12 protein-coding genes, 3 tRNA genes and 1 pseudogene are annotated in these 14,020 nt (G+C 40.4%); 7 read left to right on the top strand and 9 right to left on the bottom strand.

Annotation, left to right across the window (positions count from 1 at the left end; all coding sequences use genetic code 11):
* The first annotated feature begins 308 nt into the window (after window positions 1–308).
* Window positions 309–1,079 (top strand): DUF4262 domain-containing protein, encoded by a 771-nt coding sequence (locus ACINWC323_RS09710; RefSeq protein ID WP_009511856.1) that lies wholly within the window; start codon window positions 309–311, stop codon window positions 1,077–1,079.
* 100 nt (window positions 1,080–1,179) lie between these two features.
* Here ACINWC323_RS09710 and ACINWC323_RS19750 read toward each other — a convergent pair whose 3' ends face one another.
* The 3 genes and pseudogenes from ACINWC323_RS19750 to ACINWC323_RS0119015 all read right to left on the bottom strand — a co-directional run bounded on the left by ACINWC323_RS19750 (window position 1,180) and on the right by ACINWC323_RS0119015 (window position 3,726).
* Entirely contained in the window at window positions 1,180–1,476 is a 297-nt protein-coding gene (locus tag ACINWC323_RS19750; RefSeq protein WP_032881430.1) for an FmdB family zinc ribbon protein, read from the bottom strand.
* Between the two features lie 43 nt (window positions 1,477–1,519).
* The gene (fmdA, locus tag ACINWC323_RS09715) at window positions 1,520–2,695 is read right to left on the bottom strand and encodes a formamidase (RefSeq protein ID WP_009511861.1); all 1,176 of its coding nucleotides are present in this window, start codon (window positions 2,693–2,695) and stop codon (window positions 1,520–1,522) included.
* Between the two features lie 318 nt (window positions 2,696–3,013).
* Window positions 3,014–3,726: pseudogene (locus ACINWC323_RS0119015) on the bottom strand (nucleotidyltransferase domain-containing protein).
* Between the two features lie 122 nt (window positions 3,727–3,848).
* On the opposite strand from ACINWC323_RS0119015, the gene ACINWC323_RS09720 reads away from it, so the two are divergent.
* The 5 genes from ACINWC323_RS09720 (at window position 3,849) to purB (ending at window position 8,452) form a co-directional block, all read left to right on the top strand.
* Window positions 3,849–4,541, top strand: coding sequence for a hypothetical protein (locus ACINWC323_RS09720; RefSeq protein WP_009511863.1), 693 nt, complete (start codon window positions 3,849–3,851; stop codon window positions 4,539–4,541).
* Window positions 4,542–4,633: 92 nt separating this feature from the next.
* Entirely contained in the window at window positions 4,634–5,122 is a 489-nt protein-coding gene (locus ACINWC323_RS09725; protein WP_005231405.1) for an NUDIX hydrolase, read from the top strand.
* Between the two features lie 4 nt (window positions 5,123–5,126).
* Entirely contained in the window at window positions 5,127–6,260 is a 1,134-nt protein-coding gene (mnmA, locus tag ACINWC323_RS09730; protein WP_009511865.1) for a tRNA 2-thiouridine(34) synthase MnmA, read from the top strand.
* A gap of 18 nt (window positions 6,261–6,278) precedes the next feature.
* Entirely contained in the window at window positions 6,279–7,010 is a 732-nt protein-coding gene (gene hflD / locus ACINWC323_RS09735; protein ID WP_005231407.1) for a high frequency lysogenization protein HflD, read from the top strand.
* A 53-nt stretch (window positions 7,011–7,063) separates the two neighbouring features.
* The gene (gene purB / locus ACINWC323_RS09740; RefSeq protein ID WP_005287287.1) at window positions 7,064–8,452 is read left to right on the top strand and encodes an adenylosuccinate lyase; all 1,389 of its coding nucleotides are present in this window, start codon (window positions 7,064–7,066) and stop codon (window positions 8,450–8,452) included.
* Window positions 8,453–8,537: 85 nt separating this feature from the next.
* Here the strand turns inward: purB and ACINWC323_RS09745 are convergent, their stop codons facing one another.
* Both ACINWC323_RS09745 and astA read right to left on the bottom strand, forming a co-directional pair.
* Window positions 8,538–9,989, bottom strand: coding sequence for an amino acid permease (locus ACINWC323_RS09745; RefSeq protein WP_009511867.1), 1,452 nt, complete (start codon window positions 9,987–9,989; stop codon window positions 8,538–8,540).
* A 455-nt stretch (window positions 9,990–10,444) separates the two neighbouring features.
* The gene (gene astA / locus ACINWC323_RS09750; RefSeq protein ID WP_009511854.1) at window positions 10,445–11,482 is read right to left on the bottom strand and encodes an arginine N-succinyltransferase; all 1,038 of its coding nucleotides are present in this window, start codon (window positions 11,480–11,482) and stop codon (window positions 10,445–10,447) included.
* A 501-nt stretch (window positions 11,483–11,983) separates the two neighbouring features.
* On the opposite strand from astA, the gene ACINWC323_RS09755 reads away from it, so the two are divergent.
* A complete protein-coding gene (locus ACINWC323_RS09755) occupies window positions 11,984–12,574 on the top strand; it encodes a helix-turn-helix domain-containing protein (protein ID WP_009511847.1) in 591 nt (196 codons plus the stop codon).
* 70 nt (window positions 12,575–12,644) lie between these two features.
* Here the strand turns inward: ACINWC323_RS09755 and ACINWC323_RS09760 are convergent, their stop codons facing one another.
* The 4 genes from ACINWC323_RS09760 to ACINWC323_RS09775 form a co-directional block, all read right to left on the bottom strand.
* Window positions 12,645–13,088, bottom strand: coding sequence for an acetyltransferase (locus ACINWC323_RS09760; RefSeq protein WP_009511860.1), 444 nt, complete (start codon window positions 13,086–13,088; stop codon window positions 12,645–12,647).
* Window positions 13,089–13,419: 331 nt separating this feature from the next.
* Window positions 13,420–13,493 (bottom strand) — tRNA-Trp (locus ACINWC323_RS09765).
* A gap of 69 nt (window positions 13,494–13,562) precedes the next feature.
* Window positions 13,563–13,647, bottom strand: a tRNA-Leu gene (locus tag ACINWC323_RS09770).
* 149 nt (window positions 13,648–13,796) lie between these two features.
* Window positions 13,797–13,870 (bottom strand) — tRNA-Trp (locus ACINWC323_RS09775).
* Window positions 13,871–14,020: the final 150 nt, after the last annotated feature.

Genomic DNA, 14,020 nt, shown 5'->3' with positions numbered 1-14,020 from the left:
TGTGTTATTTTATAATCAGCGAAGAATTCAAAAGAGTTTGGATTTTAAAACGCCAAATCAAATAGCAGAGAACTTTTATCGGTTAGCTGCCTAGCATATCCCAAGTGAAAGTCTCCTGCTAATTCAGCACATATCAAACTAAAAGGTGATCAAAGTTTTTCTTTTTTCCCTTTTTTGTGGACTAAGGAAGGGAAAGATATTGAGTATGTAGATAAAAAGATTATTACGATTGATGAAAATTATTGGGTCACTAATGCATTTTATAAACAACTCAATCAAGAACTATAAAAATTTGGGATATCATTTCTATGCTGCATGATCATCCACATAATTGCCCTACTCCTGATGCACTCATTAATACAACTAAGCTCAATATTGAAAAGTACGGACTGCAAGTTATAGGAATTAGTGCGACAGACTATTTACCCTCTTTTAGTTATAGTATTGGTTTATATGAAAGCTATCAGCACCCTGAAATCATATGCTTTGGGTTACCGACGGACTTAGCGCATACCATCATCAATGATGTCGCCAATCTGATCAAAAATGGAGAAACAATTGCTCTCAATCAGGAGTATGGCGATCAAATTTTTAAAGAAACTCGTGCTCAATTTTTGCCTGTAGATGTTAAAAATATTGAAGATTATTTTGGTGCTGCTTTTAATTACTATCAACACAACAACTTTTCCGCTTTGCAATTAGTCTGGACAGATCGCAATGATAAATTTCCTTGGGAAGATGGGTTTGAGGAAAGATTTATCCATGATCAACCACTCTTAGACCGAAATGCTGATTTTAAATTTAGAGAAGCTAAAAATTTAGGCGTTTTTACGACTAGACAATGGTTAGAACATAACCAACCTATTTTAAGAGTTGTTCATGATAGTGATGGTGACTGGCAATTTTTAACAGGCGATCAAGAACAAGAAGATATCCGTCTTGTTGCTTTGGAACAAATGGTATTAAGAGATCCAACTCTGAATGAGGTGTTTGATCTGGACTACAATCAAGCTGCTGAAAGAAATTTCATCGGTGATGCATGGAAAAGATTAGATCTTGATGAATATCAAGAAGAATAATACGATCCCTAAAGACAGATTATCAAGCTTATATGCATGCCACCCTAGTACAATAAAATGTACAGAATGGCAATATCTCTTACTTTTAAAGTGCAGAGGTTCAAAGTTCACATAAAGAACAATTCACACCTCGGCAGTTATGCAACACTGAAGTCCGAGCACTTTTTTTACTGGTTCCAGGTCCTTCAACCAAAGGGCCTGCAAGTTGCTCTGCACTCGATGAGGGTCGCCATTTATTTTTGACTGAGATCTTTTGATGTCCCGTAATCATCGGCTTTAATAACATAGATTTCTGGCAATATGGACAAGATGTGTTATCCCTTGCAATACTGGCCATCGGGACATTCTTCTCAAAAATCCCTTCACAATGTTCACATCTAAAGTCATATAGTGGCATCTTAAAATCCTTATTGAACGATTAACTCTACACTCCTCTAGAACTAACGATGTCCCCAGAACTTGTTTTCGTTTAAGGCACCCTGCGGCAAAATATTTTTCTCAAAAATAGACGTTGGCAAAGAAATGGTGCATGCACAGTTTGGAATATCCACAATGCCACCGATACGCCCTTCAACAGGTGCAGCAGTCAGTAACATATACGCTTGGGATCCGGTGAATCCAAAATTCTCAAGATATTTAATCGCTTTTAAACAAGCCTGACGATAGGCAACAGTGGCATCCAGATAATGATTTACCCCATTTTCAACACTAATCCCTTCAAAGGTTAACCACTGATCATAATTAGGTCTGACATTACTTGGGACAAAAATAGGCGAATCAATATTATATTTTTGCATCCCCCCTTTGATCAGATCAAAACCAACACGAGTTACCCCATCCATTTCAATCGCACCACAGAATCCGATTTCTCCATCACCTTGTGAGAAATGTAGATCACCCATCGAGAAACCAGCACCTTTCTGGTAGACAGGAAAATAAATACGACTGCCCGCAGCAAGATCTTTAATATCGGTATTCCCTCCATGTTCACGTGGGGGCACTGTACGTGCGGCCTCTACCGCCATCCGGTCAAACTCAGCACCGGTCACACCGCGTAACACAGCTGTTCTTGGATCAGGTGGATTTGCCTGTCCTTTCGCGACCAATAATGCTTCTCTACGATTCCATTCTTTGAGCAGCTCATGCGAAGGAAGCGTCCCCATCAAACCCGGATGTTTTAAACCTGCAATACGAACACCTGGGATATGACGTGACGTTGCAAATAATCCCTTTAAATCCCAGATTGCCTTATCCGCTTCAGGAAAATAATCTGCTAAAAAACCACCACCATTTTCTTTCGCAAAAACACCAGAAAAACCTACGGCTGAAATCGGCTGAATATCGAGAAGATCAATTACCAGCAAGTCGCCTGGCTCAGCGCCTTCAACATAAAATGGTCCTGTCAGTGGATGTGCTCGAGTAAGATCAACATTGTTTACATCAGAAACATCATCGGTATCTTTGATTTGAGCATCTAAAAAATCCAGACTTTCAATGAGAATTTCTTCGCCTGGTTTTACCGATGTTAAAAATGGAATATCTGGATGCCAGCGATTATGACCAATCTCTGCTTGTTCTGCTAAAGGGACACCAGGTTTAATTTTAATATGCTGCATAATATTTTAACTCCGTGTGCTTTCTATCAATCTAATAAATTATCTGTTCTACTTCTAAATTATTGAAAGGCCATCACAAATATGACTTTTCTTGGCGGGGATTATTATTTTTACCTTGCGGTCAAAAAACACACTAGCACATTCTGTTTTTTTGAAGCAATTTCTTTTCGATTCTCAACACATCAAATACACACGGATGGCAGCAAATATTTTTCTTTCACTTTAGCGAACTAGCCTTCCTATGTAGCCAAAGACAGTCAAATTTTATACCCTTAGGTAAAGAGTATTTATTTCAACCAGTAACTGAATAAGCAAAAATTACAACAAATGAGCTTCGATCCAAACATACGTCTCCCTTAAGCGATTTAAAGAAATCACATTAGTTAACGTTGGTTTATCAAGTTCTTGCAACAAGAAATACAGTCGATCTTTTTGCTGAGGATAGACCTGTACCGTTTGATCGATGGTGTCATTTAAAGCTAAGGGCCATTCCTCAATATGCCTCATAGTTAGAGGCAGCAGGCGAATCATTCTTTTAATTAAAGATTTTTTTAAGTTGAGTAATTCAGCTTGAGGCTTATCCTTTATTTCCAATAACTCAAAATATGTGTGTATCTCCTCATTATAGCCCTGATTGATTGCTTGGATGACCTCTCTGTCAATCGTTATCTCTTGGAAAAAATGCGTTAAATCTCGCCCATGAATATTGGTACAAAAAATTTAAGCCATGCTCCCCAACGCTTCTTATTTTTCTCATCCAAAACATCTTTTAAATAACCAACATCCACATCAATCTTTGGAATATATGGATAACGAACAATAAGGCTTCGTTTAATTTCAGCAATTTTTTGATCCAGACTCTGAATATTATGTTTAAAAACCACACATATATCCAAATCAGATTGACCGACGACCGCATTACCTTTCGCGACACTCCCATAAACATAAAGGCTATCAAGCTCTATCGTGAATTCTCTAGCAAAAACTGAGATCAGATCTTTTAAAATTGGCTGATATGCCTTTTGAATCATATCTCTGTCTCTTCGCAGGCATCTATTAAAAAGACCATTACCGTCTATTTTTATTTAATAAATACTCTATATTAGCTATATTTTCTATTGAATTAAGAATATCAAATACTTCAGGAATTTTTATGAGTAAAAAAATAAACTTTCTATATTGTTCTCTATGGAGTTGTCTTTTTTTATCAGCCTGTACTAAAACGACATTCGAAAAAGATATTTTAGATGGCTCTTCTACCGCTCAATCACTTAATCCAGTTTTCAATTCCATAGTAAACGATATAGAAAACCAAGAAGTTTTTAGAAATAATTTACAGAAATGCCCAGCCAGCTCCTCTCCTGTAATACAAACATTATTTCCAAGCACTTCTGATAGCACAACAAATGCTTGTGAAGATAATCAATCAAAATGTTATCAATTATGTTTAAAAAATGACGCCGTTGCGTGTTACTTTTCAGCCTTATCATTACAAGAAGCCAATTATAAACTTCCAGCCGAACAATTATTTCAAAGAAGTTGTGAACTCGGTGTTGCCTCTGGTTGTACCAACAGGGCTGCTGGAATGTTGAATTTTACAGAACACTTAACCGCTGAACAAAAAAAGTGTATTTTTTCAACATTTGAGAAAACCTGCGACTGGCGCGACCCTTGGGGATGTACCATGTTTGCAGACCAATTAATTTCTGAGGAAAATACTGAACCTAACTATAAAAAAGCTTTAAATGCTCTTAATTACAGTTGTAAATATGGAGAGGATGATCCAGCATGCCAATCAGCAAAAGAACTACAAAAATTTATCAATAGTAAACTTAAACAAAAATAAAAGTAGTGAGTGGCTCAATCTATGATTCAGCCACCATAGCCAAAAACTCTCAAATTTTGTAGAATACATTTTTTAAAACCATGGTGCTTTCTATGACCGCTTGGACACCTCATGTCACAGTCGCCACTGTAGTCGAAAAAGACGGACGTTTTCTGTTTGTTGAAGAACACAGCGAAGGCTTTGTACATACCGTGTTTAATCAACCTGCAGGTCATGTTGAATGTGATGAAACCATTGTGCAGGCAGCGATCCGTGAGACCTTAGAAGAAACAGGTCATCACGTCGAAATCGATCACCTGCTTGGGATCTATACCTATACCCCACCGATGTTTCCAGATCGCACCTACTACCGTTTTTGTTTCCTGGCGCATGTGACGTCAGTTGAAGAAAATGCGCAACTGGATACAGGTATTGTTGCTGCCGTCTGGATGAATCTGGATGAGCTACAAGAATCAGCACGTGCGCGCAGTCCACTGGTTTTAAAAGCTGTTGAAGATGCCCTTGCTGGCAAGAAATATCCCTTATCGCTTATTTATGAGCACCCTTTTTCTCCCTCATTAACTTCTCATTTGGACGCTTAATTAGATGCAACAACGTGTCATCGTCGGTATGTCTGGTGGTGTAGATTCCTCTGTTTCTGCCGCACTATTACTTCAACAAGGATATCAGGTTGAAGGTCTTTTCATGAAAAACTGGGAAGAAGATGATGGTACGGAATACTGCACAGCACTTGAAGATCTGGCAGATGCTCAGGCCGTTGCAGATAAAATCGGCATCAAATTACATACGGCCAACTTTGCCATGGAATATTGGGATCGTGTCTTTGAGCACTTTCTGGCTGAATATGCTGCAGGTCGTACCCCCAATCCGGATATTCTGTGTAATAAAGAAATTAAATTCCGCGCGTTCCTCGACCATGCCATGACCCTAGGTGCAGATTTCATTGCAACAGGTCACTATGCGCGTCGTGGCGCAAGCATGCAAAACTCTCGTGGCGAAACTTACGCCCCCTTACTCCGTGGTGTCGATAACAATAAAGACCAGACCTATTTCTTACATGCAGTGCATGGTCGTGAAATTAACAAGACGCTATTCCCTGTTGGCGAAATCGAAAAACCGGAAGTTCGTCGTATCGCAGAACAACTGGATCTCGCGACTGCCAAGAAAAAAGACTCAACAGGTATTTGTTTTATTGGCGAACGTCGTTTTACCGATTTCTTAAAGCAGTATTTACCTGCGCAAGCCGGAAAAATTGTTTTGGAATCAGGTAAAGAAGTTGGTGAACATCATGGCTTGATGTACTATACGCTGGGTCAACGTGGTGGTATCGGTATCGGTGGGATGAAAGGTGTACAAGAAGGTGCATGGTTCGTACTCCATAAAGATATTGCCAATAACCGACTGGTGATTGGACAAGGACATGAACATCCGTTGATGCAAAGTACACAGCTTTGGAGCGAAACGATTGACTGGGTGGCTGGCGAACAGGACATCCCGAGTACAGGTTTCCGTTGCACAGCAAAAACCCGTTATCGTCAACCTGATCAGGCATGTACAATTTATCGCGATGAACACACTGAAAATGGTGTGCGTGTTGAATTTGATGAACCGCAACGCGCTGTAACACCAGGGCAAAGTGTGGTGTTCTACTCAGGAGAGGTTTGCTTAGGCGGTGGTGTGATTCACCATACCAATGCACCTGAACCGGATTTTATTTAAGGAAATTGGAAGCGAAGCATGGTCGAGTTACCCTTTCAGCACACGCAAGCGTTGAATGTCAGACAAAACCGTGCTTTGGCATTGGCAGCGGTCTTTCAGGCAACCCAGCTGACGCATATGACGGCGATGGCTGGACAGCAAAGTATTGGCGATAGTGGTAACTTTTATTTCGAACTGCTCATCAAGGCCAGTCTGAATATTCGCCCGACGGCCAATAATGCCACGCAAACCCTCGATTTCTTTAATCAGCTGGCCGATATTTCCCTTGGCTTAAAAACACTGGAAGGCTGCATTACCCAGCCCTTTAATACGGCACCCAAATCCCGTGTTCCCAAAATGTCGACAGCTAAACTGCCAATGTCCTATGCAATGGCCTTATTGCAGCTGGAAAAGAAAGTCTACGGCAATCCTGAATACGTTAAAATCATTGAAACAGCTCAACAGAAAATCCTAAAACAACTCTCCTTTTTTGATAATAACTATTTGCATCCCAGCATTATTGCCAATCTCGCACAAACCTATGTTGAAACTGCGGGCCAAATTAATCCGCGCATTTTAGTCCGTGGTAATGCGGAAGCCTTTAAAGATATTAATCATACTAACCGTATTCGCGCTTGCCTGTTTACAGGCTTACAGCTGGCCCATTTATGGAAACAGTCCGGCGGCAGCTCATGGAGTATGATCTTTAGTAAACGCAAGTTATTGCAAGATATTCAAGCTCTCGCTCGTTTGCAGTATCAGGTGGTATAGCCGATATGCCAACGATTTTATTTTTATGTTTATTCCAAAATTAAGGAATCTGTATGAATGCTTTAACCGCACTCTCGCCACTTGATGGACGTTACGCTAGCAAATGCGATGCCCTACGCCCTTTTTTGTCTGAGTTTGGTTTAATCCACGCTCGTGTCACGGTTGAAGTGCGTTGGTTACAAGCACTTGCGAATCGTGCAGAAATCATCGAAGTTGCGCCATTTTCAAATGAAACCAATGCCGCGCTCGATGCGATTGTTAGCAACTTCTCTGAAGAAGATGCAAACCGCATTAAAGAAATCGAACGCACCACTAACCATGATGTAAAAGCAGTTGAATACTTCCTTAAAGAAAAAATTGCCAACATTGATGAATTAAAAAATGCAGGCGAGTTTATTCACTTTGCGTGCACATCAGAAGACATCAATAACCTGTCTCATGCATTAATGCTGAAAAATGGTCGTGAAGTTCTCGTGGCAAGCATGAAGCAGCTTCTTACTTCAATCTCGGCTTTGGCAACCACCCATGCTGAACAACCAATGTTGTCTCGTACACACGGTCAAACAGCAAGCCCAACTACATTGGGTAAAGAAATGGCAAACGTTGCTTACCGTTTAGCACGTCAAATCAAGCAATTTGAAAATGTTGAGTTACTTGGCAAAATCAATGGTGCAGTCGGTAACTACAACGCTCACCTCTCTGCTTATCCTGAAATTGACTGGGCTGCGCATGCACAAGCATTTGTTGAGTCTTTAGGCTTGGCATTTAACCCATACACCACGCAAATCGAGCCACATGACTACATGGCTGAATTGTTTGATGCATTACGTCGCTTTAATACGATTCTGATCGACTTTAACCGTGACGTTTGGGGTTATATCTCTCTTGGTTACTTCAAACAAAAGTTAAAAGATGGCGAAGTAGGTTCTTCAACCATGCCGCATAAAGTCAACCCAATTGACTTTGAAAACTCTGAAGGTAACTTGGGTATTGCCAATGCAGTATTAGGCCACCTTGGTGAAAAGCTTCCTGTTTCTCGCTGGCAGCGTGACTTAACCGACTCAACCGTATTACGTAATATGGGGGTTGGTTTTGCACAAAGCTTGATTGCTTTTGATGCTTGCTTAAAAGGTGTAGGTAAACTTGAACTCAATGCTGCACGTTTAAATGAAGATTTAGACCAGGCACAAGAAGTTCTTGCAGAACCGATTCAAACCGTGATGCGCCGCTATAACGTTGAAAAGCCATACGAGAAATTAAAAGCCCTGACTCGTGGTCAGGCCATGACACGTGACATGATGGTCAACTTCGTGAAAGGTGACGAACTTGCTCAAGTTCCAGAAGATGAGCGTACTCGTCTAGCTGAGCTTACGCCTGCAACCTACACAGGTAATGCGGCTGAACAAGCAAAACAGATCAACGACTTGATCAGCAAAATCTAAAAACGGATGCCATAAAAAGCAGAGCCTCGGCTCTGCTTTTTATTTTTAAACTGGGTCAGATTTTATCGTAACTGCGCAATCCTGCTTACACATAGTCCATAGGTCTGGCTTTTAGCAGGTCCAGCTCCAGCATCTTTTTCTTTTTACGACGATAGGCAATAAACAGGCCCAAAAACCAGATGGGTGAAACTGCCAAGGCGATCAAGGTATCATGATCCAAGGCCAGAATAACGATGGTAAACACTAAAAATGACATGGTAAACCAAGCCATAAACAGGCCACCCGGCATTTTAAAGTTAGATTGCTGATGCAACTCAGGAAACTTCTTACGATAGCAAATATAAGAAAGAATAATCAGTATAAAGGTAAAGACACATAAGATCGAAGTCAGCGCTGAAATGATGGTAAACGCTGTCATGACATTCGGCACAATAAATAAAATTGAAGTACCGATGGTGACGCAAGCCATAGAGAAAACCAAACCGCGAATCGGCACTTTTCTTTTCGATAACTTACTAAAGCTTTTAGGCGCATCATTGTCCAGAGACAAACCATAGAGCATACGACTGGTCGCAAAAATACCGCTATTGGCAGAAGAAAGTGCCGAAGTTGCCACCACAAAATTGACCAGACCCGCCGCGATCGGTAAGCCAATCAAAGAGAACATCTCAACAAATGGACTTTTTTCTGGTGAAATTTTTGCCCAAGAAGTGACCGCAATAATACAGACCAATGCGCCGACATAAAACAACAGGATACGAAACGGAATAGAGTTAATGGCTTTAGGTAGTGATTTATGCGGATCTTTGGTTTCAGCAGCTGTGGTGCCGACCAGCTCAATCCCGACAAACGCGAAGATTGCGATCTGGAAGCCAGCCAAAAAGCCGGTAAGGCCATACGGAAACATCGATTCAGTTTCAAATACATGACTCATCGACGCTTTGACGCCACTTGGAGAAGTAAAGCCTGTACTAATCAGATATATCCCTGCAAGGATAAACAGGATAATGGCAGAGACCTTAATGAGAGAGAACCAGAACTCCAGTTCACCAAACATTCGAACCGCGACAAAGTTCAAAATCGTCAAAATCGCTAGCGAAGTAAATGCAGGAATCCAGACCGGTACATCGGGGTACCAGAACTGCATATACCCCCCAATCACGATCACATCTGCAATGGCGGTAATAATCCAGTTGCCCCAATAAGACCAGCCCAGGAAAAAGCCAGCCCAAGGACCGATATATGCGGTTGCAAAATCGGCAAAGGTTTTAAAATTGGTATTGGCCAGCAACAGTTCACCCATTGCCCGCATCACAAAGAAAAAGAAAAAACCGATAATTAAATAAGTTAAAACAATGGAAGTACCCGAAACACTTAAGGTTTTGCCAGAACCCATAAATAAACCGGTACCAATTGCACCACCAATCGCAATCATCTGAATATGCCGATTGGTCAAAGAACGCTGTAACTTTTCCTCATCCTGCGGGTTCTCGGGCAGGTCTTCATCCTGAAGTTGCTTTTCTTTATTTTGACTCATGTAATCCTTACTCCAACTTACAACAACCGTTATAAGCACTTGATAAAAATATAATATTTTTAAACTGCTTTAATATAAAAATTCCATTTCGTTCAATAAAATTATTTTAAAATGAATGTATTAAGTCGTACTCACCTCACCAATCATCCTTTTCCATGTATGTGTTATCAATGCACTAAAATCTATCGTTATTCGCCAAAAGTCCTTTAGGCGCAAGCATCATATCCTATTCCCTTGTCACTTGAAGGTGAACGCACATCTTCCTGCTCAATTTACAAGCAATTAAACGTGAAATATATTTAATTATAAGGAGGTTTTTTATGTAAAAAATCGTTATAAGCCTTTACTGCCTAGAACTTAAAATTTCACCTCTACAGATTAAGCTCATAAAAAATGCAATATAAATCAAATAAAATTCACGCTTAAAGATGCTGCAGCATGCGAAAAGTCATTCTTTAATGCTTATGATGAACATTGATATTTAATACCCGAACCGAGTCACTATTTTTGACATGCAACTGACGGGCTTGCTCTTCGGTCAATTTCACCAGCTCATGATGTGGAGGGTTATAAATCAGGATTGCGCGATAATTGTCATAATCATCATTGGCAACGATATACGGCTCATCATCTCCCGAAACCGCATCAGATGGCTCAATCTGTACCTGCCCCACATGACTGTCTTTAATCGCCCTTAAATTTTCGATATCAGCCTGTAAGGTTGCACCCCCATCAAAGATATCGACATAACCCTTATAACGCAGCCCCTCTTCAATCAGGAGGTTATATGCAGGAACAGTATTCGGATGTACGGTACCAATCACGGCTTTGGCCTCATCAGGCAGCATATCGACATAAAGCGGATGGCGTGGCATTAATTCTGCAATAAATGCCTTTTTGCCAGTCCCACTAAGATAATCCGCTTTGGTAAAGTCCATATCAAAGAATCTATGACCGACTGCATCCCAAAATGGTGAACGACCATTTTCATCCGAAAAACCACGCATTTCGGCAACAATGGTTTCTTCAAAATATTGTCTAAAGGCGGACAGAAATAAAAAACGGACTTTGGACAGAAATTTGCCATTTTTATTTAAGCGATAATCAGGATCGAGGAATAAAGTACACAGCTCACTACAGTTGGTATGATTATTACTGAGATACAAGGTTGGAAGTGCCTTATACACATTCAAAGGCTCGGAGGAATGAACTTGTGTCCCGACATGAAAATTATACCAAGGCTCTTTTAAACCAAGTGCCACCTCAATACCACAAACACCGACCACTTTATCCAGTTCGGTATCTTCCAGTACAAATAAATATCCCTGCTCCGATTTATCTAATTTGCCCTGTACCGTTTTTACGGCCCGATCAATACGGGCAGCCAGCATTTCCATATCAGGCTGTAAGGAGGTTAAACCAAAGCCTGCTTTTTGTGCTAAGTGGTAAAGATCATGAATATCTTTCTGCTCAATATAACGGATAATCATCATGCGATTGGGTCCTTATTTTGAGAACGATCTTGATGATCTTCATGAATCACCTCATCCCAATGACGCTGTCCTTGCTGAACCATGCACAATAGCAACATTTCTTATTCCTTAATTATTAAATTTTCCCTAGCCAGACCAATTTTCGGCTGAGCTGACTTTCATTATGCAAGTCTTTTTTTGACCACTTTCATCAACCTGAAACCAAATGCAAATAGCATGACGCCAGGTATATTCAGGTTGCTTACTCTATTATTCAAAAACTAATTGCCATACAAAATTTAAAATTAAGCAAAAAATGAGCTGTTTTTTAGCAATTTATTCATTGACAGTGACAATGTGAAAATTTTTATGATTAGAAAGCCATACCAAAGATCCTGAGCGAAACAACATCAAATCGATTAACTAAAAATTTCGATCAAGAGCATTAATATCGGGATTGCATACTACATCCAACTCATTTCTATCGCATAATATGCCGATCAGAAATTAAAGGTTCATATGATGGTTGAAAAAGCTGACAGTCAAATACTTGATACTGAAATCGCTCGTTTACTGCTGAAGCAAAGAAAAAGTAAGGGATGGACGGTTGCTGAATTAGCGCAATATTCAGGTGTCAGCCAAGCCATGATCAGCAAGGTTGAGCGCGGAGCGTCCAGTCCCAGTGCAGCCATTCTCAGCCGCTTGGCCAGTGCGCTCGGGATTACCCTATCCAAATTATTTGCAGAAGCTGAACTCAGCCAAAATACACATGTATTGGTCTCTAAAAAATCGCAACAACACTATTGGACAGATACACAATTGGGACTTACCCGCTGGTCAATCTCGCCCGCAGGCGCAAATCCAGAAATGATTAAAGTCGAAGTCCCACCGGCAGGACAATTCAGCATTCCTGCAAGCGCATACCAGCACCTGAATGGTCAAACCATTTGGGTAGTAAGTGGACAACTTGATATTCAAGTTGATACACAACGCTTTCACCTGGAAACAGGAGATTGCATCGCACTCACTCAACCAGCAGATTGCCAATTAACCAATCCTGATAATCAACAACCTTGTGTTTATATGGTGAGTTTTGGCCAGAAACAAAGTTAGTAACGAATGGTCAAAACCAGCTTTCCCCCCATTCAGCTAATCCAATATCAATAATTTAATAAAAATAGCATTAAGCCTTGGGTTTAATCGCAAGATGTAATAATGGATAGGCTCGGCCTTGACTATCAAGTGCTGAGCGTCCTGTTACCTGAAATCCGAGATGTTGATAAAAGCCAACCGCCTGCTGGTTCTGCTCATTCACATCACTGGTGAGATTAGGATATAAGGTTAAAGCATGGGTTACCAAAAACTTTCCAACGCCTTGTCCACGGGCTGTGGCATCAATGAATAATGCTTCCATATGCCCTTCATGCAAGAACATAAAGCCCAGCGGTTGATCATCCGGATTTACAGCAACCCATACCGGTGTCTCCGAAAAAAAGCTGATCACCTCTTTTTCAATTTCAAGACGATCTTCAGGCTTAAGAAACTGGTGAGTTGCATCGACCGAACTTTTCCAGATTGCAACCACCTTAACGCCCTCATCCGGACATGACATACGAATGTCTAACATTTTATATCTCTTCACATTAACTTAAAAACTGGGCAAAAAATTCCTCTAGAATGAATCATCCACCATGAATTTAATTTACTATAGTGAATAAATAATTACAATAGTAATAAAAATAAAGTCTTTTACCTATCCATTCTGTTCAGTGGAAAATCGTCATTTTAAATTTTTCAAATCCACAAAATCTGCTGCCAGTACTGATCGAATCGCCTGCATTTCAATTTGGATGCAAGATTTATAAAAGATAATACGCTTTTTAAAAGAGAGATGAGATAAGGACATATCACAGACAAATAAAAAAGCCCTTGTTTTCACAAGGGCTTTTTTATTTATTTGGCAGAGGATCAAGGACTCGAACCTTGACGAACGGTTTTGGAGACCGTCATGCTACCATTACACCAATCCTCTATAACGGCATGGTTATTGCCTAACAGGCTTAACCATAAAAAAAGCAAGATGGCCTTGCTCTTTTAAATTTGGTGGGGGCGAAGAGACTCGAACTCTTACACCTTGCGGCGCTGGAACCTAAATCCAGTGCGTCTACCAATTTCGCCACGCCCCCGATGGGTGTGTATATTAGAGAGAAACTTTGCTCATGACAAGCCTTTTTTATAAAAAAAACATGTCTATGAAACCTAATGCTTTTTTAATATACAACTGAGAAAATAACAGACATAAAAAAAGGACTTTATAAAAAGTCCTTTTCAGATTTGGCAGAGGATCAAGGACTCGAACCTTGACGAACGGTTTTGGAGACCGTCATGCTACCATTACACCAATCCTCTATAACCGTATGATTAAAGCCTAAAAGACTTAACCATAAAAAAAGCAAGGTAACCTTGCTTTTTAAATTTGGTGGGGGCGAAGAGACTCGAACTCTTACACCTTGCGGCGCTGGAACCTAAATCCAGTGCGTCTACCAATTTCGCCACGCC

This window comes from Acinetobacter sp. WC-323 (genome assembly GCF_000314615.1).
GTDB classification, from domain to species: Bacteria; Pseudomonadota; Gammaproteobacteria; order Pseudomonadales; family Moraxellaceae; genus Acinetobacter; species Acinetobacter courvalinii.
This window is presented reverse-complemented; position numbering and strand designations above follow the sequence as displayed.

What these genes read in the sequence shown, in the direction of transcription:
- ACINWC323_RS09710 (WP_009511856.1), top strand. Translation starts at nt 309, where the DNA reads ATGCTGCATGATCATCCACATAATTGCCCTACTCCTGATGCACTCATT.
- ACINWC323_RS19750 (WP_032881430.1), bottom strand. Translation starts at nt 1,476, where the DNA reads ATGCCACTATATGACTTTAGATGTGAACATTGTGAAGGGATTTTTGAG.
- fmdA (WP_009511861.1), bottom strand. Translation starts at nt 2,695, where the DNA reads ATGCAGCATATTAAAATTAAACCTGGTGTCCCTTTAGCAGAACAAGCA.
- ACINWC323_RS09720 (WP_009511863.1), top strand. Translation starts at nt 3,849, where the DNA reads ATGAGTAAAAAAATAAACTTTCTATATTGTTCTCTATGGAGTTGTCTT.
- ACINWC323_RS09725 (WP_005231405.1), top strand. Translation starts at nt 4,634, where the DNA reads ATGACCGCTTGGACACCTCATGTCACAGTCGCCACTGTAGTCGAAAAA.
- mnmA (WP_009511865.1), top strand. Translation starts at nt 5,127, where the DNA reads ATGCAACAACGTGTCATCGTCGGTATGTCTGGTGGTGTAGATTCCTCT.
- hflD (WP_005231407.1), top strand. Translation starts at nt 6,279, where the DNA reads ATGGTCGAGTTACCCTTTCAGCACACGCAAGCGTTGAATGTCAGACAA.
- purB (WP_005287287.1), top strand. Translation starts at nt 7,064, where the DNA reads ATGAATGCTTTAACCGCACTCTCGCCACTTGATGGACGTTACGCTAGC.
- ACINWC323_RS09745 (WP_009511867.1), bottom strand. Translation starts at nt 9,989, where the DNA reads ATGAGTCAAAATAAAGAAAAGCAACTTCAGGATGAAGACCTGCCCGAG.
- astA (WP_009511854.1), bottom strand. Translation starts at nt 11,482, where the DNA reads ATGATGATTATCCGTTATATTGAGCAGAAAGATATTCATGATCTTTAC.
- ACINWC323_RS09755 (WP_009511847.1), top strand. Translation starts at nt 11,984, where the DNA reads ATGGTTGAAAAAGCTGACAGTCAAATACTTGATACTGAAATCGCTCGT.
- ACINWC323_RS09760 (WP_009511860.1), bottom strand. Translation starts at nt 13,088, where the DNA reads ATGTTAGACATTCGTATGTCATGTCCGGATGAGGGCGTTAAGGTGGTT.